Annotated in this window: 17 protein-coding genes; 12 read left to right on the top strand and 5 right to left on the bottom strand. The window is 40.9% G+C overall.

Annotation, left to right across the window (positions count from 1 at the left end; genetic code table 11):
• Positions 1–10: 10 nt before the first annotated feature.
• Positions 11–3,793: a zinc-dependent metalloprotease gene (locus tag U1E44_RS10355; protein ID WP_322931010.1), complete on the bottom strand. Its 3,783-nt coding sequence runs from the start codon at positions 3,791–3,793 to the stop codon at positions 11–13.
• Between the two features lie 51 nt (positions 3,794–3,844).
• On the opposite strand from U1E44_RS10355, the gene U1E44_RS10350 reads away from it, so the two are divergent.
• On the top strand, positions 3,845–4,771 hold the full coding sequence (locus U1E44_RS10350) for a bifunctional riboflavin kinase/FAD synthetase (RefSeq protein ID WP_322931009.1): 927 nt from the start codon (positions 3,845–3,847) through the stop codon (positions 4,769–4,771).
• Positions 4,772–6,109, top strand: coding sequence for an HTTM domain-containing protein (locus U1E44_RS10345; RefSeq protein ID WP_323673879.1), 1,338 nt, complete (start codon positions 4,772–4,774; stop codon positions 6,107–6,109).
• 7 nt (positions 6,110–6,116) lie between these two features.
• On the opposite strand, the gene U1E44_RS10340 is transcribed toward U1E44_RS10345, so the two are convergent.
• Together U1E44_RS10340 and U1E44_RS10335 are read right to left on the bottom strand one after the other, a co-directional pair.
• The gene (locus tag U1E44_RS10340) at positions 6,117–6,497 is read right to left on the bottom strand and encodes a VOC family protein (protein ID WP_322931007.1); all 381 of its coding nucleotides are present in this window, start codon (positions 6,495–6,497) and stop codon (positions 6,117–6,119) included.
• Positions 6,498–6,626: 129 nt separating this feature from the next.
• A complete protein-coding gene (locus tag U1E44_RS10335; protein WP_322931006.1) occupies positions 6,627–7,016 on the bottom strand; it encodes a DUF7079 family protein in 390 nt (129 codons plus the stop codon).
• 272 nt (positions 7,017–7,288) lie between these two features.
• Here U1E44_RS10335 and serS point away from each other — a divergent pair, with 272 nt between their 5' ends.
• The 10 genes from serS to U1E44_RS10285 all read left to right on the top strand — a co-directional run bounded on the left by serS (position 7,289) and on the right by U1E44_RS10285 (position 17,361).
• The gene (gene serS, locus U1E44_RS10330) at positions 7,289–8,560 is read left to right on the top strand and encodes a serine--tRNA ligase (RefSeq protein WP_322931005.1); all 1,272 of its coding nucleotides are present in this window, start codon (positions 7,289–7,291) and stop codon (positions 8,558–8,560) included.
• A gap of 345 nt (positions 8,561–8,905) precedes the next feature.
• Positions 8,906–10,690 (top strand): tetratricopeptide repeat protein, encoded by a 1,785-nt coding sequence (locus tag U1E44_RS10325; RefSeq protein WP_322931004.1) that lies wholly within the window; start codon positions 8,906–8,908, stop codon positions 10,688–10,690.
• 188 nt (positions 10,691–10,878) lie between these two features.
• Positions 10,879–11,190, top strand: a complete 312-nt coding sequence (locus tag U1E44_RS10320; RefSeq protein ID WP_322931003.1) for a DUF4286 family protein — start codon at positions 10,879–10,881, stop codon at positions 11,188–11,190.
• A 7-nt stretch (positions 11,191–11,197) separates the two neighbouring features.
• Positions 11,198–11,500: a gamma-glutamylcyclotransferase family protein gene (locus tag U1E44_RS10315; protein WP_322931002.1), complete on the top strand. Its 303-nt coding sequence runs from the start codon at positions 11,198–11,200 to the stop codon at positions 11,498–11,500.
• A 76-nt stretch (positions 11,501–11,576) separates the two neighbouring features.
• Entirely contained in the window at positions 11,577–12,449 is an 873-nt protein-coding gene (rsmA, locus tag U1E44_RS10310; RefSeq protein WP_322931001.1) for a 16S rRNA (adenine(1518)-N(6)/adenine(1519)-N(6))-dimethyltransferase RsmA, read from the top strand.
• A complete protein-coding gene (gene mgtE, locus U1E44_RS10305; protein ID WP_322931000.1) occupies positions 12,436–13,791 on the top strand; it encodes a magnesium transporter in 1,356 nt (451 codons plus the stop codon). The genes rsmA and mgtE overlap by 14 nt, the downstream gene beginning before the upstream one ends.
• A 37-nt stretch (positions 13,792–13,828) precedes the next feature.
• Entirely contained in the window at positions 13,829–14,698 is an 870-nt protein-coding gene (locus U1E44_RS10300) for a cation diffusion facilitator family transporter (RefSeq protein WP_322930999.1), read from the top strand.
• Between the two features lie 148 nt (positions 14,699–14,846).
• The gene (aqpZ, locus tag U1E44_RS10295) at positions 14,847–15,533 is read left to right on the top strand and encodes an aquaporin Z (RefSeq protein WP_322930998.1); all 687 of its coding nucleotides are present in this window, start codon (positions 14,847–14,849) and stop codon (positions 15,531–15,533) included.
• A gap of 105 nt (positions 15,534–15,638) precedes the next feature.
• A complete protein-coding gene (gene speB / locus U1E44_RS10290) occupies positions 15,639–16,418 on the top strand; it encodes an agmatinase (protein WP_322930997.1) in 780 nt (259 codons plus the stop codon).
• 94 nt (positions 16,419–16,512) lie between these two features.
• Positions 16,513–17,361: a 3-keto-disaccharide hydrolase gene (locus tag U1E44_RS10285; protein ID WP_322930996.1), complete on the top strand. Its 849-nt coding sequence runs from the start codon at positions 16,513–16,515 to the stop codon at positions 17,359–17,361.
• 349 nt (positions 17,362–17,710) lie between these two features.
• Here the strand turns inward: U1E44_RS10285 and U1E44_RS10280 are convergent, their stop codons facing one another.
• Together U1E44_RS10280 and U1E44_RS10275 are read right to left on the bottom strand one after the other, a co-directional pair.
• Complete coding sequence (locus U1E44_RS10280) at positions 17,711–17,914, bottom strand: type II toxin-antitoxin system RelE/ParE family toxin (RefSeq protein ID WP_322930995.1); 204 nt, start codon at positions 17,912–17,914, stop codon at positions 17,711–17,713.
• Positions 17,899–18,129, bottom strand: a complete 231-nt coding sequence (locus tag U1E44_RS10275) for a hypothetical protein (protein ID WP_322930994.1) — start codon at positions 18,127–18,129, stop codon at positions 17,899–17,901. Before U1E44_RS10275 ends, U1E44_RS10280 begins: the two co-directional genes overlap by 16 nt.
• Positions 18,130–18,891: the final 762 nt, after the last annotated feature.

The following is an 18,891-nucleotide window of genomic DNA, read 5'->3' as shown; positions in this document are numbered from 1 at the left end:
GTACAAAGGATTATCGTTTTATAATTTTATACGTTTCATTAATGCCCGTGCCTTTTAGGGTTATAAGATACATGCCCGCAGGCAACTCACTTACGTCCAGTACCGTTTCCCTGCCAAAATTTACCTTTTTTTCGGTGCGAAGCAACCGACCTTCATTGGTAAAAACACGAACGGTAATTTCTTCGGTAACCACAGTATTGAACTGTATTCTGGCCAAATTAGTCACAGAATTAGGATATATAATGGGCTTAAGAGATATAAATATAGACTCTTCAAAACTTCCTTGACAAAGAAGATCTGTAGTTACTTTTAGCGTATTTAGCCCTTCTTTTAAGTCCAGTGTAATTTGGGACGTTTGGGTCTGTGTTGTAATTCCATTTAAGCCAACATTATAAATACTGGCCCCGTTTAAACTCAGGGTTAGTTGCCTATTTTCGGTAGAAAGTGCGGTAAATACGCTCAGCGGGTCGGGTTCTCGAATGTTAGCTTCTAGGCAAACTTCCTCGTATTGTGTAATGCCGTCCGTGGCTAGGATACAAATGGCATAATTGCCCGCCGATAAATTCTCTAAGCGGTAATTTTCAGTAAAATCGGCATTTACTGTATTTCCGTTGCCCGTAATAGTCACGGTATAGGCTAATACCTGCGCTGCTGCAATACTTATAATTCCGTTATTGCTGCTTCTACAGGATTCGCTTTGTACTGAAATTAAAAAGTTATCTACAGGCAATCGAAACACGGGGCAACCTTGCAAATTTACCTCCGTACCTTCAGGAGTGCCCAAACACAAATCATCGCCATCATCAAAAACGCCATCATTATCCGCATCGGGTCTAAAATTTCCTTCTACACAAATATCCAAAGAAAAAGAATTAATCGTGCCGCCATCGGCCGGAGCGGTATCCGAAACTTCCAATATCCATTCGCCCTGTGTAGATTCACCATTAAAAGAAGCTAAAGATCCTAGTGGCTTTAAAACACCTGAAATGCCGGGGGTAGTTCCACAAACAAAGGCAATGCCCTCATCATCAAAAAGCACATTAATATCCCTGAGATCACCACAAGAATTTGAGATAAGCGTTACGGTTGTTCCTTCTGGAGAAGTTAAGGTGACGACTAAATCGGCCAAAAATGAATGGGTAATATCCAAACTGACATTTACATCTGCCACCGGTAAATCATCCAAAACCATTATTTTAGAAACTACCCTAGGTGTCCCTATAGAAGATATACTACGAGGCACTTCGGTAGAGGTAACAGTCTTGCAATTAATAGCGACCGTTGTAAATTGAGACGGCGACCCAAAACTACCCTCCCCACAGGCATTTTTTGGTTTTACACGCCAATAATAGGTAGTGTTTTCGGAGAGGTTTACCGGCGTGTACGAATTAAAAAGTACCGTAGCGGCTTCTATAACCGTTGTAAAGGCCATGTCCATTGCCAACTCAATGTCATAGGCGGTGTACAGCGGATTTGCCTCCCATTCCAGAATTTGTTGCACAGAAATGCCTGTAGCGCCATCTGCCGGCAAAAGCAAGGGTACATCCAAGAAATTAGATTCTGACACTGTTACATTCAGTAGTACTTCTTTAACAACAGTGGCACCTTCAGCTCTTACAATAATTGGATACACGCCCGGTGCTACGGTTTCCGGGGAAGATAACGTAAGAAGTACTTCCGTATTGGATACGGTGGTAGTTACGGGCGAAAAGTTGGCACTGAGTCCAACGGGCAATCCTAAAGCCGAAAAGGAAATTGCTTCATTGAACCCGTCAAAAGCAGTGAACAAAAATGGCAGAACAAGGTCGTTGGGCTGACACAGGGTATGGGTTAGGGACTCAAAACCTAACACGATTTCTGAATCAACAATACTAAAAGCAGCGGCATTTACCGCAAAAAAGATGTTGTTGTGTCCTTTTACCATGATCCTGCCTGCCGTTGTTGGTATGCCGGGAAGGAGTACCGAATGGCTGCCGTCATTAGGAACATTTTCCACTAAAAGAATTGGAAATGACAGACCTCCGTCCACAGACAAAAAAATATCTACTGTTTGGGTATTTACCGGCGCATTTTGGGTATTGGCCACCTCCCACTGTATTTCTTGGACAGATCCGGTTTCATAACTGATGCCCTCGGTATTTTGAGAATTAACCAAGAACGGGCCTGCACCATTGACTACGGAAACACCCACCAAATCTGAAGTCACTTGGCCGCCCCCAATAGCATTATCCCTAACGGTAAGAGCAAAATTTAGTTGGCGTTCTACCGTAGACACCGTTTCCCAAGCAGATCCTTTTGCAGGATTCGTCTGCGTTAAATTGCCCTGAAGCACTCTAGATAGTCGGGGGAAATAGCGCTGCGGACTTGTGGACGGTTTTAACGACCTAAAATTAGCTCCACTGGGGCGGGTAGGTCCAAAGGTAGATTGGGTAACAATACCGTTATCTATTTGTTCCCATGCGTAAGTAAGCACATCGTCTACATCCGGATCAGTAGCACTTCCGGTAAGCACAAAGGCAGTGCCTTTAGGAATCACATAATCTCCGCTAGGAGTAATAACCGGAGTGCTATTAATCCGAGGTATGGTTTCCCCACAAGCTGCGGTAGACAAATAGGCAGCCATCTGAACTATACTGAAATAATGAAAATAATCATCTCCATTAGAAGCCACATCGTTAATTCCCGTAATTCCGGCATAGCCCATAACCGTAGTGCCACTAGCCGGTTCTACTTGAACCAAGGTGCCTTCGGACTCGAAAGACCAGGTGTGGTTAGCACCAAATTGATGCCCTATCTCATGTGCTGCAAAATCGAGATCGAAAATATCTCCTTCCGGATTTACTCCGGAAGCAAAGGCACTTCCTTTTAAATTATCGACACAAACGGTTCCAATAGCTCCTGCATTACCATTATTTGTGCCTTGATGAAACAAATGGCCAATATCGTAATTGGCTTCACCAATACTATTCGTTAAGGTATTCTGAGCCTGCGCATTTAAATTAGTGGTATACGGATCGGTGGCAGGATCCGTAAAAATGACCAAATCGGTATTTTCTACTAATTCCAAAGTTACCCCTAAGTCGGTTTCAAAGACTTCGTTAATTCGGGTTATACTGGCATTAATAGCTGCCAATGCACCCTCTACGGTGCCCCCGTGATACACCGTATATTCGCCAGATGCAGAAATCGCAATTCTAAATTTACGCAGTGCCTGATCTTCCACTAGTTTTGCGGAAGCCGAACCTTCTCTTTGCCGAAATTTGGCTTCGGTGCTGCATAAAAAGGAATCCTTATCTACACTACCGTCGTGTTTCCTATACACCACATAATCACCTCCTGTGTTAGAGGCTCTCTGCATAAACGTATTGGCCCCGTGGTCTGCATGCACCATCATACTTTGGATGCCTCGTGGCGAAACGCTAAACCGTATCTTTTGCTTGCTATTACCTAAACCGTAGCCGGTGTACGAGCGTATTTGCGGATATTTGGCAGCCAATGCCGGAGCCATTACCGGAGTTTCTACCACATGAAATGGGATTAAAACCCCATCTGCATTCGGAAAATAAAGGGTCTTGGTCGATTCCTTTGCGGTACCTACGCCCTTTAAGGCTCCTAAAAATTGAGTTTCCTGAAACGCAAACACCGTTGCGTTTGTACCCTCTAAATGGGCTAAGTGCGGGGTGAATACTACCGAATTTACATTCTTTTTTTGCCAGTAGCTCACCTGCGAAAAACCGTAAAAGGAAACAAAAAATATGGTAATTGAAAAAACAAGCCGTAATTTTGAGCTCATAAAGTACATTTAGAACAAACTCAAATATAAGCCTTTTTATTTTTTATTTAAGTGATTACAGTTCAAGGTATTTCCGAACATGACAATAAATTCCCCATCGCCATTACCATTGGCACTTTTGACGGAGTCCATATTGGCCATCGGAAGATTTTAGACCGACTCATATCAGAATCGAAATTACTGGGTCTAAAATCGATGGTGCTCACGTTTTTTCCGCATCCAAGAATGGTGCTTCAAAAAGACGCAGAACTAAAACTTTTGAATACCTTAGAAGAAAAAAAACAAATTTTGCACGCTTTGGGGTTAGACTACCTCCTGATACATCCGTTTACCAAAGCATTCTCCCGATTAACTGCCGATGAATTTGTTGAAGATATTTTATCTCGTGGGCTCAATACCAAAAGAATAATTATTGGTTACGACCATCGTTTTGGGCGCAACAGAAATGCGGACATCAACGACTTAAAAGCCTTCGGAAAAACCTTTAAATTTGATGTAGAAGAAATATCGGCTCAAGAAATTGATGAAGTTGCCGTAAGTTCTACCAAAATAAGGTTGGCCTTAGAACAGGGCGATATAAAAACAGCCAACCGCTATCTGGGGTATGCCTATATGCTTAGCGGCATTGTAACCAGAGGTAAGGGTCTTGGTAGGCAACTACATTTTCCCACGGCCAACCTCGCCATTCCGGAACCTTATAAACTCATTCCCAAAAATGGCGTGTATGTAGTGCGCGCCGAAATTCAGCAACAACAGGTGTACGGCATGATGAATATTGGATTTAACCCAACCGTTGCGGGCACAGAAAAGACCATTGAAATTCATTTTTTTGGAATCGACGAAGATTTGTATAACCGCAAACTACAAATCCAAATACTAGATCGGATACGAGACGAACACCGTTTTGAATCGGTAGAAGCCTTGAAAAAACAACTCGCAAAAGATAAGAAAACAGCCCTATCTTTACTAGAAAAATAAATGCTAAACCGTTTGTTATTTACAAAGATGGACAATGCGCCCTTAGTTATATTTAGGGTGTTTTTTGGTATTTTAGTAAGTTTAGAATGTTACGGTGCCATCTTAACCGGATGGGTAAAACGAATTCTGATAGATCCCCAATTTACGTTTACATTTATTGGCTTTGAATGGCTACAGCCCTTACCGGGCAACGGCATGTATTTTTATTTTTTTTTGATGGGTAGCTTGGGCGTATGTATGGCATTGGGTTACAAATACCGCCTTAGTGCCATAGCCTTTTTGCTCCTGTGGTCCGGCGTTTATTTTATGCAAAAATCGGCCTACAACAACCATTATTACTTATTGGTACTTATAGCCGGTTTTATGGCGCTTTTCCCAGCCCATAAAAGCTGTTCTATTGATGCCCGCCAACGCCCGTCTATCCGTTCAGAGGCCATGTACAGCTATGTCAAATGGATTGTGGTAGCTCAATTACTTATCGTTTATACCTATGCTTCAATAGCCAAATTATATGCGGATTGGTTAGATTTTGGGATCATCAGAATATTGATGCAAAACAAGGCGCATTATGTACTTATAGGCGATCTATTACAAGAGCCTTGGGTACATAAAACCATCGGTGTTTTTGGGATTCTTTTTGATCTGCTTATAGTACCGGCATTACTTTGGAAACCCACTCGAAAAATAGCGTTTAGTATTTCCATATTCTTCCATGTATTTAATTCTTTGGTTTTTCAAATAGGAATTTTTCCCTATCTATCGCTCGCCTTTAGTGTATTCTTCTTTGAACCGGAAATTATTCGCAACATCTTCCTTAAACGAAAAAAATCATACACCTTAAATAAAGTCATCGTTCCGGGGTATAAAAACGTATTACTAACGTGTTTAGGGCTGTATTTCGTCATCCAAATAGGGTTGCCCCTACGCCACCATTTTTTTACGGACCATGTGTTATGGACCGAGGAAGGGCATCGACTGAGTTGGCGTATGATGCTGCGCAGTAGGGCCGGCGATACCCGGTTTTATGTCGTCGATAAAAATACTGAAACACAAACTTTAGTGCACCTAAAGGACTACCTCACCGAAAAACAGATAGCGCGGCTAAGTTCCTATCCCGATTTTATGTGGCAGTTTGCCCAATATCTAAAAAAAGAATACCGAAAGGTAGGCCAAGAAGTGGCTGTTTACGTAGTTTCAGACGTAAGTATTAACGGAAAACCTGCACGAACTTTTATTGATCCTAAAGTAGATTTGGCTTCGGTGCCCTGGCATCATTTTAAACATAACGATTGGATTTTGCCCTCAGAAAAAATGGAACTTCAAAAATCACAACAATAAAATAGCCTTACCACTTGTGGGTACGCTGGCACAACTGCAACGGCATGCCCCAAGGATCGCGTAACATGACTAAACAACTGCCATCTTCTTTCCTTATTTCTTCAAAAAATGTAGCACCCTGTTGTTGTAATCTGTGACTGTCTGCCTGGGCCTTTTCCGAAACAAAAGCCAGGTGAAATACAAGCGGATGCTGTTGCGAAAAATCCGTTAGTGGGGCATCTGCCCTATGATATACCTCTAACACCACCCGGCCGGAGGTGTCTGCCAAAAAGGTCATATGCGGTGCTTCGGGTTGCGCGCTTACCACTTTTAGCCCTATATTTTCTACATACCACTGCACCCTTTCACGTACCTTATCTACATTAACCGCAAAATGTTCAAAAATCATAGTATTGGTATTATTAAAATTTAGTCTGCGCTATGCACGGCCACTTTGGCTGTTTTTTATTCGGCCCTACATGCTTTTATAGCATCCTAAGAAGGCAGTGCTTACGCTATATACCACCAACTCCTAAAGCTACGAATTTGGTTTTGTTTTTAAGTGGATATACTGTTGCTCTAATTTCTGCCAATTGGCTCTATGCATTGCAGAAAACAAGAAATACATACAGCTAACACCCATTTTTTTAACCCTATTTTGTCTTTTTAGTTTGGCCGTAATTTTATGGAAAAGCCATTGTGCATCAAAGCCCGTCCAGACACCGGCTATGCCCAATAGATTGGCATACAACACGGGGAAAACTTCATATTTATCTATTATCTTCACCTCGTGAAATGTGAATGGGCTATCCCGTATACTATGAGCAATGTGCTGAAAATCTGATTCTTGGAGTTCCGTGTCCAAATACAATGCCGACAATGCGAGCCAAATGGGTTCTCGTTCTTTCAGGTCTTTGGGACAATTCATTTAAAAAGTATCATATTTGCATTTCAAAAGCTACAAAATAATTTTCCTTCTTTTGCAGAATGTTTTTGCTTTTTTTGAGGAATGAATTCCTAAAATACACAAAAAACAGTAAATTCCTTTGTTTCGAGTATATCTATCACTATGTATATGATTTCAGCATGCAGCATGTTATGATGTGCCAAAGAAAGAATAATTCCTTTAAGATCACTTTTGCTTTTTACTATAGAAGTGTCAATATTAGTGTAAATTTGCGCCATTAAAAAAACAAATCAATGTTGCAATTGCACACCATTCGAGAAGATAAAGAAGGCATTATCAGTGCCCTTGCCAACCGAAATATCGATGCTCGTACTTTAATTGAAGAAGTGCTTGCGTTAGATGAAAAGCGCAGGGAAACACAAACTAAATTAGATGCTACTTTAGCGGAGGCCAACAAACGATCTAAAGAAATTGGCGAATTATTTAAGAGCGGCAAAACCAAAGAAGCCAATGTTTTAAAGGAGCAAACCGGAAATTTAAAAGAAATTTCTAAAGAACTAAGTGATGTTCTTGCTCATACGGCAGAGGCACTTCAGCAAAAGCTTTACCAAATTCCAAATACACCCCATGCCTCTGTTTCACACGGTAAAGATGCCGAAGATAATGAAGAAATTTTTAAAGATGGGGTTATTCCTAAATTAAACGAACGCGCACTTCCCCACTGGGAATTGGCCAAAAAATATGACCTTATTGATTTTGAATTAGGGGTAAAAATTACAGGTGCCGGTTTTCCGGTATACAAGGGAAAAGGTGCCCGATTGCAACGTGCTTTAATCAACTATTTTTTAGATAAAAACACAAAAGCCGGTTATACCGAAGTTCAGGTACCACACCTCGTAAATGAAGCTTCCGGTTTTGGCACCGGACAATTGCCCGATAAAGAAGGACAGATGTATTATGTAGGTGAAGATAATTTATATCTTATTCCTACAGCAGAAGTACCGGTTACCAATTTATATCGAGATGTACTTTTGCATGAAACCGATTTTCCTATTTGCCTTACGGCCTATACGCCTTGTTTTAGGCGAGAAGCCGGGAGTTATGGTGCCCATGTACGTGGCCTAAACCGATTACACCAATTTGATAAAGTAGAAATTGTTCGCATAGCACATCCCGATACGTCGTATGAGGCATTAGAAGAAATGGTAGCCCATGTAAAAGATATCCTAAATGAACTAAAACTTCCTTATAGAATTCTACGCCTTTGTGGAGGCGATATGGGTTTTACTGCGGCTCTTACGTTTGATTTTGAAGTGTTTTCTACGGCTCAAGATCGCTGGTTAGAAATAAGCTCTGTCTCAAATTTTGAAACATTTCAAGCCAATAGGCTAAAATTGAGATATAAAGATAAATTAGGTAAGAACCAATTGGCGCATACCTTAAATGGCAGTGCTTTGGCCTTGCCCCGTGTACTAGCCGCTATTTTAGAAAATTGCCAAACCCCGGACGGTATTAGTATCCCTAAAGTTTTAGTGCCCTATTGTGGCTTTGATACGATTCATTAAGGGGAACGCACTACATACTGCACTTAATACGGAGCACTACGTCATTTGTTTTTAAGCAAATGTTTCGCCATTAGGCTTGTACTTTGGTGTTGCATTGCCCATAAACACCCTATCTTTTGCCACGCACTACGGCCCATTTTAGTATGCTTTTAAGAGCTTCTTGCTGCTTTCTGTGTATATTTGACAGAAAAGATGCAAAACCCAGACATCGGGATTTTGGAGAACAAAACGAATGCCTACTGCGGTACGAAATACAACGATCAAACCAATGTAAGACAACATCGACGCATACATTAAACGTATATACCATTTGAAATGAACTACTTAATATAAACTCTTGTTCCAGTGAAACTACTGCTATTTTTTATTGCTTTTTCGGTTGCCCAGAGTGCCTTTAGTCAAGATGATTTTCTGGCAAAGCACTATTTTAATGATGGTGACTTTAAAAAAGCGGTTGTTTTTTATGAAAAATTGGCAGAAAAAAACCCTCGGAGAACAGATTATCTGGAAAATCTGATTAGCTGTTACCAACAACTGGAACGCTACACGGATGCCGAAGCATGGCTACAAAAAAAAACCGCCGAAAAAAACACCTTACCAACATGGTACATTCATTTGGGATACAATTATATGCTTCAAAAACAACCGGAGCTAGCCAACCTAAATTACGATAAAGCCATTCGTGCGATTGAGGAAAATCCGAATTTTGGGTATGCTATCGGGTTCCAATTTCAAAAATACACCTTGCTGGATTATGCTATTAAGGCGTATGCTACGGCAATGGATCTTAATCCGCAATTGGACTATAACTTTCAAATGGCGCGCATTTATGGCGAACAAGGTAACATCGAAAAAATGTACGAAGCCTACCTTAGGCTTATTGCAGAAGACAGAACGCCACAATCAAATGTGTTGCGCAGTATCAACGATTTTGTGACGGAAGATGCGGAAAACGAAAACAATATCAAACTAAAAAAATTATTGCTTAAAAATGCCCAGCGAAATCCGGATCTTATTTGGAACGAGCTTTTGAGCTGGCTTTTTGTAAAGCAAAAAGATTTTGGCAATGCGTTTATCCAAGAAAAAGCCATTTACAAGAGAGATCCTGATAATGCACTATTGCGTATGGAAGCCTTGGGCGAAATGGCTATGGACGCCAATGAAAACCAAGCAGCCCGAACTATTTTTACGTATATACAGGCCAATTGTTCGGACATGGAATTAGCACTGAAATCGCAACTTCATATCATAGATATTGATCTTTTGGATGCGGATCCTAAAAAATTAAACGACCTCCAAAAAACCTTCGAAAGTTTAATGGATATGTATGGGTATCAGCCCAAAACCGTTGTCCTTCAAATTGCCTATGCCCATTTTCTCACCTTTAAAAGGGATGCGCCGGAAAAGGCCATAGCAATACTAAAAAGAGGGTTAGAACTCCCTTTAAGCAAATTTGGGGAAGCTTCTCTAAAAATGGGGCTGGGCGATATTTTAGTATACGATCAAAAATTTAATCAGGCTCTTATCTATTTTTCACAAGTACAAAAAGATTTAAAGAATGATGTTTTAGGGCAAAATGCTCGTTTTAAGGTAGCCCAGACCAGTTTTTATAAAGGCGATTTTGATTGGGCCTTAACACAACTTAAAGTACTCCGTAGTTCTACTTCGCAACTTATTGCCAATGATGCCATGGATTTGAGTTTGGTAATCTCCGATAATTCTCAGGAAGATTCCACGCAAACCGCCCTTAAAAAATACGCGCGTGCCGATCTCTTGGCCTACCAGAACAAAACCCGGGAGGCTATTTCTCTTTTAGACGAAATTTTAATAGCTCATAAAGGAGAAAAAATTGAAGATGAAGCGTTGCTGAAACAGGCTCAACTTCTGGAAAGTCTTAAAGATTATAAAACGGCAGCGTTTAACTACATTAAAATTATCAATTTTTACGGTCACGATATTTTAGCAGATGACGCCTATTTTGCGCTGGCGGAATTGTATCGGACTGTTTTCAACGAACCCGAAAAGGCCATGGAACATTACGAGAAAATTATTTATAATTACCAAGACAGTTACTTTTTCCCTGAAGCCAGGAGAAACTTTAGAAGGCTTAGAGGCGATGCCATAAATTAAAGGTTTATAGGCTTGCGCACGATTTCTGAACAAAATAAAACGCCCTAAAAAGAAACACAGTAAGAACCTTTGGATCCTTGTTTAGCATTGTGAAGGCAACATCCTAACCGCATTAGAAAATCAAGGCATGAAACCCGTGTACACCTAAACATCCGAAAAGCGACCACTATAATTTTATACCCTCACCTATGTACATTTATAACGTTACCATAAACATCGAGGAATCGGCACACGACCAATGGCTACTATGGATGAAGCAAACCCATATCCCAAATATGCTGGCCACAGGTAAATTTGCACAGGCGCGGATGTGCAGAGTGCTGGTTGAAGAAGAAATGGGGGGCATTACCTATTCCGTACAATACTTTACAAAAGATAAACGCACACTAGAAGCCTATTACAAAGAAGATGCCTCACGTTTACGCAACGAGGCGCAATCACTATTTGCCAATAAATTTGTGGCTTTCCGAACCGAATTAGAGATTATTAACGAGCAATAGGAAGTATATGGCCTTTCTTTTTACCTATGGTACTTTGCAAGAAGAACACATACAAATGACTCTTTTTAAACGAAAATTAAATGGGGCACCGGATACACTCTTTGGGTATGCCCTTTCGGAGCAGAAAATAGCCGGTCGTTACCCTATTATTTGCAAGTCTGTACTCCACAACAACCCCTTGAACGGTATCGTTTATGAGATCACCGAAGTAGATCTACAAAAAGCTGATGCCTACGAAGGGGACGATTATCTAAGAACGGAAGTAGTGTTAGCCTCGGGCACAAAAGCGTGGGTATATACTGAAAAATAAGTCTTACGATCTCATATTTACCCAAGTAATCCCTAAATTGCTACTCTTTAATAACAGGGTGAAAACCTTTATTGCCATGTCTAAAAAAGCCAAAAAAAAATACGATTCCCATAAAAAAAATCGCTCAGAAGCTTCCACTTCGGAAAGTCCCGTAAAAGCCAAAAAACATTTAGGTCAACATTTTTTAAAGGATGAAGTCATTGCTCAAAAGATTGCGGAAACCTTATCCCTCAGAGGATATCGGGATGTGATAGAAATTGGCCCCGGAACAGGGGTGTTAACCAAATACCTTCTGGAGCGCGATATGGATTTAGTGGCTATGGATTTAGATGCCGATTCCATTATTTATCTGAATCATAGTTTCTCATTAGAGCATCCGCAATTGAGGCAACGCAACGCAACGTTTAAAGTGATAGAAGCCGATTTTTTAAATTACGACCTCATCACTCTATTTAAGAATGAGCCCTTTGCTATAACCGGTAATTTTCCGTATAATATTTCTACGCAAATCGTGTTTAAATTACTTCAATTGAAAGAATATGTGCCCGAGTTTACAGGCATGTTTCAAAAAGAAGTAGCGCAGCGCATTTGCGAAAAAGAGGGTAGTAAGGTCTATGGCATTCTGTCTGTACTAGTACAGGCATTTTATAATGCCGAATATTTATTTTCGGTACCGCCCCAAGTTTTTGATCCACCCCCAAAAGTGCAATCCGGAGTGCTTCGGTTGACACGAAAAAACGATTTAAACCTTGGCTGTGATGAAAACCTATTCCGAAAAGTGGTTAAAGCGGCCTTCAACCAACGGCGAAAGACACTGCGCAACAGTTTAAAATCCTTCGCCATTTCTGATATTCTAAAAGAAGATGCTATCTTTGACAAGCGTCCCGAACAGCTTTCTGTAGCCCATTTTATTGACCTGACCACGAAGATAGCGCATGATACCGTTTAAACTCACATACGAGTTAGTAGCTGAAATTGAACAGCTCATAGAAAGCCAAAAGGATCAAGAACTTTTGACCCTATTGCAAGATGTGCATTATGCAGATGTGGCCGAAGTAATAAATGAGCTTAATGAAGATGAAGCTACCTATCTTATTAAACTTTTAGATAGCGATAAGACATCGGATGTACTTACAGAGCTCGATGAAGATATTCGGGAACGTATTTTAAGAAATTTATCTGCAAAGGAAATTGCTACTGAACTAGGTGAGCTAGATACCGATGATGCCGCCGACATTATTGCCGAACTTCCAAAAGGCATCGTTCAACAAGTTATCTCCGAAATTGAGGATAGAGACCACGCTAAGGATATTGTAGACCTTTTGCGCTATGATGAAAACTCGGCAGGCGGACTCATGGCAAAAGAGTTGGTAAAAGTAAATGAAAATTGGAATGTGCTTACTTGCGTTAAAGAAATGCGGGCGCAGGCCGAAAATGTAACCCGTGTACATTCCATTTATGTGGTAGACGATGAGGGACTTCTTAAAGGCCGATTGTCGTTAAAGGATTTACTTACAGCATCTACCAAAACCCACATTAGCGAAATTTATATCCCCAAGGTAGATTTCGTAAACGTAAATGAAAAACCGGAAGAGGTAGCCAAAATAATGTCGAAATACGATTTGGAAGCCATTCCGGTCGTAGACGAAATTGGCCGTTTAGTTGGCAGAATAACCATCGATGACATTGTAGATGTTATAAAAGAAGAAGCCGAAAAAGATTACCAATTGGCAGCCGGTATCTCTAGAGATGTAGAAGCCGATGACAGCATTCTAAAACTAACCCGTGCACGATTGCCATGGCTAATTATTGGTATGTTTGGAGGTATAGGGGCAGCGAGTATCATTAATAGTTTTCAAACCGTAATGACAGAGTTTCCAATTCTGCTCATTTTTGTGCCTCTAATACAGGCTACCGCAGGGAACGTCGGGGTACAATCCTCTGCTATAATGGTGCAAGGGTTGGCCAATGACTCGGTGAAAGGAGAAATCATTAAGCGTTTGGTAAAGGAATTTTTACTTGGGCTGATCAATGGTTTAGTCATTGCTGCAATCGTTCTTCTTATTAGCCATTTTATCTTCCATACCTCCTATGCCGTCTCTGCCACCATTTGCATTGCCTTAATTGTAGTCATCATTATAGCGGCGCTTATAGGTACCTTTATTCCCATTTTTCTAGATCATCGAGGCATAGACCCCGCAGTGGCCACAGGGCCTTTTATTACCACAGGTAATGATATTTTTGGTATTCTCATTTATTTTTCCATCGCAAAAATTGTCTTGGGAATTTAACATCAAATTCCATAAGAATAACCGGTAGTTACATAAAATGAACCAGGTACAAACCGCTATACGCACCACTTATTTTAGCATTGCCAGCAACCTTTGCTTGGCGGTTGTAAAAGGGTTGGCCGGATTTTTTGGAAATTCGTATGCCCTAATTGCCGATGCCATTGAATCGACCACCGATATTTTCTCCTCTCTTTTTGTACTCTTAGGTCTCCACTATGCACGTAGGCCTGCCGATAAAAATCATCCTTACGGCCACGGTAAAATAGAGCCTCTAATTACATTTATTGTGGTTGCCTTTCTGGTAACCTCGGCTACTATAATTGCGTATGAAAGTGTTCAACATATCCTTACCCCGCACAAAACCCCTAAACCATGGACACTCATGGTGCTTGGAAGCATTATACTTTGGAAGGAACTATCCTATCGACTGGTGTTAAAAAAAGGCATAGAAACCAATAGTTCCTCATTAAAAGCAGATGCTTGGCACCATAGAAGTGACGCCATAACCTCTGTAATGGCCTTTATTGGCATTAGCATTGCTTTACTCTTTGGCGAAGGGTACGAGAAGGCAGATGATTGGGCGGCCCTACTGGCAGCCGGATTTATCTATTACAACAGTTACCTCATTTTTAGACCGGCCCTTGGTGAGGTTATGGATGAACATCGCTATGACACCTTAATTGATGAAATTAGAGTCGTTGCCCTGTCTGTACCGGGCATTCTTGGTACCGAAAAATGCTTTGTACGAAAAACAGGAATGAAATATCATGTAGATCTTCATGCCCATGTAAACGGCAAAATTACGGTTACAGAAGGCCATTACCTGTCGCATCAACTTAAAGATACCCTAAAAGCTAAAATTCCAGATCTTGGTCAGGTATTGATCCATATAGAACCAAGCAACTAAAAATCCTATGATAGAATAACACAGCTAAATGCATTAAATTACTATCTTAGTTTTAACGGAATGTCAACATCAAGGCTATCATCCTGTTATTTTGGCTAAGTGATGGTGCATTTCATATGTATCAAATAACCATTTAAAACTAAAAATTATGAAAAAATTAGTTGCAGAGTTTATTGGAACCCTTTGGTTGGTTCTGGGTGGTTGCGGTAGTGCGGTTCTCGCTGCCGGCTATCCCGAACTGGGAATTGGATTTGTAGGCGTAGCGATTGCCTTTGGCTTAACTGTAGTGACTATGGCCTACGCTATAGGTCATATTTCTGGATGTCATTTAAATCCGGCCGTCTCCATTGGGTTATGGATGGGTGGTCGGTTTAACCAAAAAGAATTATTGCCTTATATTATTGCTCAGGTTTTGGGCGGTATCGCCGGGGCTGCCATTTTGTACACCATTGCAACAGGAAAAGCCGGGTTCGAAATTGGTGGCTTTGCAGCCAATGGTTATGGGGAACATTCTCCCGACGGCTACAATATGGTAGCCGCATTGGTTACGGAGGTTGTTCTTACCTTTATGTTTCTCATTATTATTTTGGGAGCTACGCATTCCAAAGCTCCCAAAGGTTTTGCCGGGCTGGCCATTGGTCTGGGATTAACCCTTATACATCTCATTAGCATCCCGGTAACCAATACCTCTGTAAACCCTGCAAGAAGTACCAGTCAGGCACTCTTTGCCGGGGGTTGGGCCTTAGAACAATTATGGCTGTTTTGGGTAGCACCCATAGTTGGCGCCCTGTTAGCCGGACTCGTTTATAAATATTTGTCACCCGAAAAAGCATAGGACGTACCTTTTACAACGGCTATAGTTTGTGCCAGGATTCTTTTATAATGGGCACGTGCCCTTCTAGCTTTTTGTGCTGAACATACAGATTGTTACCACGCCGGTATGATTAAAATTATAGGTATTCCGTTCGATGAAAAATCGTCCTTTCAAAAAGGTACACGTCTTGCGCCACCCTTAATTCGAAAGGCGTTGCACAGTGGTGCTATGAATCTTTATTCCGAATCTGGGTTTTCATTAGAAAATAACATTCTAAAAGATGCGGGCGATTTTAAAGTAAGCTCCTATTTCGAGATCGAGAAAATAAGCGCTGCGCAACTTCAAGGCTCCACTAAAATTGTAACGTTGGGTGGCGATCATTCCATTACTTTCCCAGTTATAAAAGCCTTTTACCATAAGTATGGGCCAATGGACCTTCTTCATATCGATGCCCACGCCGACTTGTACGACGTTTTTGAAGGAGATCGGTTTTCGCATGCCTGTCCTTTTGCGAGAATTATGGAAAATGGCTTTGCAAATCGATTAGTCCAAATTGGCATTCGCACTCTAAATCCGGAACAACGTACTCAGGCTCAAAAATTTAATGTGGAAGTACATGAAATGCGCCATTTGGATCTTTCTGCCTTGCCTAAGTTTCAAAAACCTGTTTATATTTCTTTAGACATGGATGCATTTGACCCCGCATTTGCACCTGGTGTATCGCACCACGAACCGGGCGGACTCACCTCAAGAGAAGTTATAACCTTATTACAAAATTTAGATGGGGATGTTTTGGGTGCTGATATTGTAGAATATAATCCTTTACGAGATTTTCAGGAAATGACGGCGTATTTGGCTGCCAAAATGCTGAAGGAAATAGTATCAAAAATGGCAGAAAATGAATGAAAAGCTACGCGATTAGAGCAATGATTCATTTACGAAATGTAGCGTACTTTATACGTTTTATGTACCTTTAAAAAATAGGACTAAAAAAACTTCGATGATGCGATTCCCGCTTTTATTTCTGTTGGCAACTGTGCTTTCATTTTCTTGCTATCCGGTAAAATCAAATAAATCAGATGCCATAGGAACGTGGCAGCAACTCTTTAATGGCAAAGATTTGAACGATTGGACTATTAAAATAGCAAAACACGAGCTACATGAAAATTATGCCAATACGTTTCGGGTAGCCAACGGTTTAATGCAAGTACGTTATGATGGTTATGACACTTTTGACCAACAATACGGGCATATTTTCTACAACACCCCTTTTTCGTATTACCTTTTGCGCGTAGAATATCGATTTGTGGGCGAGCAAGCCAAGGGCGGTGAAGGTTGGGCACTGCGGAATTCCGGCGCCATGCTTCATGGCCAAGATCCTAAAACCATGTTGAAAGATCAAGACTTCCCTATTTCTATCGAAGGTCAATTATTGGGTGGTAATGGTGTAGATGAGCGAACGACCAGCAACTTATGCACCCCGGGTACCCATGTCGTTATTAATGAAGAATTGTTTACGCCGCACTGTCTCAATGCTACCTCCAAAACCTATCATGGCGAGCAATGGGTTACCGCTTATTTTTTAGTGCTTGGCGATTCTATTGTATATCATATTGTAGAAAAAGACACCGTACTCACCTACTTTAAACCCCAAATTGGTGGAGGTAATGTAACCCCTTCAGATCCTAATGTGAAGGTAGATGGTACTCCCTTAAAATCGGGCTATATTTCCCTGCAAAGTGAAAGCCACCCTATTGATTTTAGAAAAGTAGCCTTATTCAATTTGGAGTCTTACCAAAGCAATCCTACCAAGCTAAAGGAAGTATTAAAAAAACTGAGTTCAGAATAGCCTATGCACGCATTTTAAGGATCTTCTAGAAATCAAACAAATGAGGTATAGCGCCAAAATGTGGGCGTATTGCCAGGTTAGCGACTATTTAAAAGTGTAAAATAAATTTGGCCTTACCAATGGCGCAAGCGTCATGCTCGTGCCCAACCTGCTAAATAACTCCTCATAATTGAACATCACTTAAGGATACTAAACCGTTTTTTACCTCGAAAACGCAGTACGAAGTTGAAAACTTGGCACAGCGAGATTTTGAAATTTGTATTTTCTGCTCATACGACTCTAAAAATACGAAAACCAAGATATTTATTTCGTGGCTTATTGCTTATTCATATTTCTAGATTCTTGTCGCTCACTCTTGATGGCACGAGCAGAAAGATGCTCGCGCTAGCGGGGGATACATTTCGGGCTGGTCGGCAAGTATGTCCGTGCTCTCGAAGATTTCCCTTGCCAACCTATTGGCACTTTTTAGGGATTTGCTGACGTTGAGTATCGCTTTTCGGGCATCGGTCAACTGCTCCAATGCCTCGGGAGACCAGACTACTCCTTTTCCCATTCCTCAATGGTTTGGCGTACTTGTTCCTGAGTGTAGAACTCCCCACGTTCAATCTGCGCCTCGGAAGCTTCCAATTCCTTATTGTACTGTTCTACGCTGATGCGCTCGGCATCGTCATAGTAGGTTTCTACCAATGCCTTTATCATTTTCAATAATCTATCGTCCGCCGTATCTACGTAGTTCTGTACGCTCTGTCTTAAATCCAAGGTTGCCATTTCTCTTTCGATTTTGTGGAAAGTAAAGATACAATTTTCGTTCCATAGGTTCTATTTTAATCGCTTTGATAAACTCAGCACAGGGGATGAAAGGTGTTTATGATCTGCTGCAACTGTTTCAGGTCTTCCTGTACATATCTTTCGGAAGTGCTTATTCTTCGATGCCCTGCCATGACCCGATAGCGCAGATTTGCAATCCGTGCCCACAAAGCATATCAAAACAAATTCTGTACTAAGACCTCAATTTCATAACCTAATTCCGCATAGTTTCTTGCCGAACTAAAATAATAGTCTTCCGGCATTACAATTATTTTTCTTTGAAAGGATGGTTATTGAGTTAATAAAATAGGCTTCCCCTGTCGTTGTTGCTTTGTACTTTGTCGACACTCGTCAAAAAATAATAAATCAACGACTTTTTATAGTTGTTTTTTGTTATGGCCAACTTTCTTCGTTTCATGGCACGGATTGCAACCATAAATCCGCATGTCTTTAAAAATAAGGTTATTTCGCCATTCTCATTGTTCAAATTTGACCGGTTGAGGCAAAGCTTCATTTCTCTGATTGACAGATTTAGGGGAATGCATCGATTTATCTGGATTTAGCCCAGGACAAAGCAATTGTTGGTCTGTCCAATATGCTTGGATCAGTTGGTTTTCGGGACTGTTTTTTTGTTTTATTAGGGGGCATCTAAGTTTTAAAATGCAATTTACCATATACCCTTAATTTGTACTGCCTTGCATTTTTAATCCATTTAGCAGGGAT

This window comes from Aurantibrevibacter litoralis, from assembly GCF_034651555.1.
Taxonomy (GTDB): domain Bacteria; phylum Bacteroidota; class Bacteroidia; order Flavobacteriales; family Flavobacteriaceae; genus Aurantibrevibacter; species Aurantibrevibacter litoralis.
This window is presented reverse-complemented; position numbering and strand designations above follow the sequence as displayed.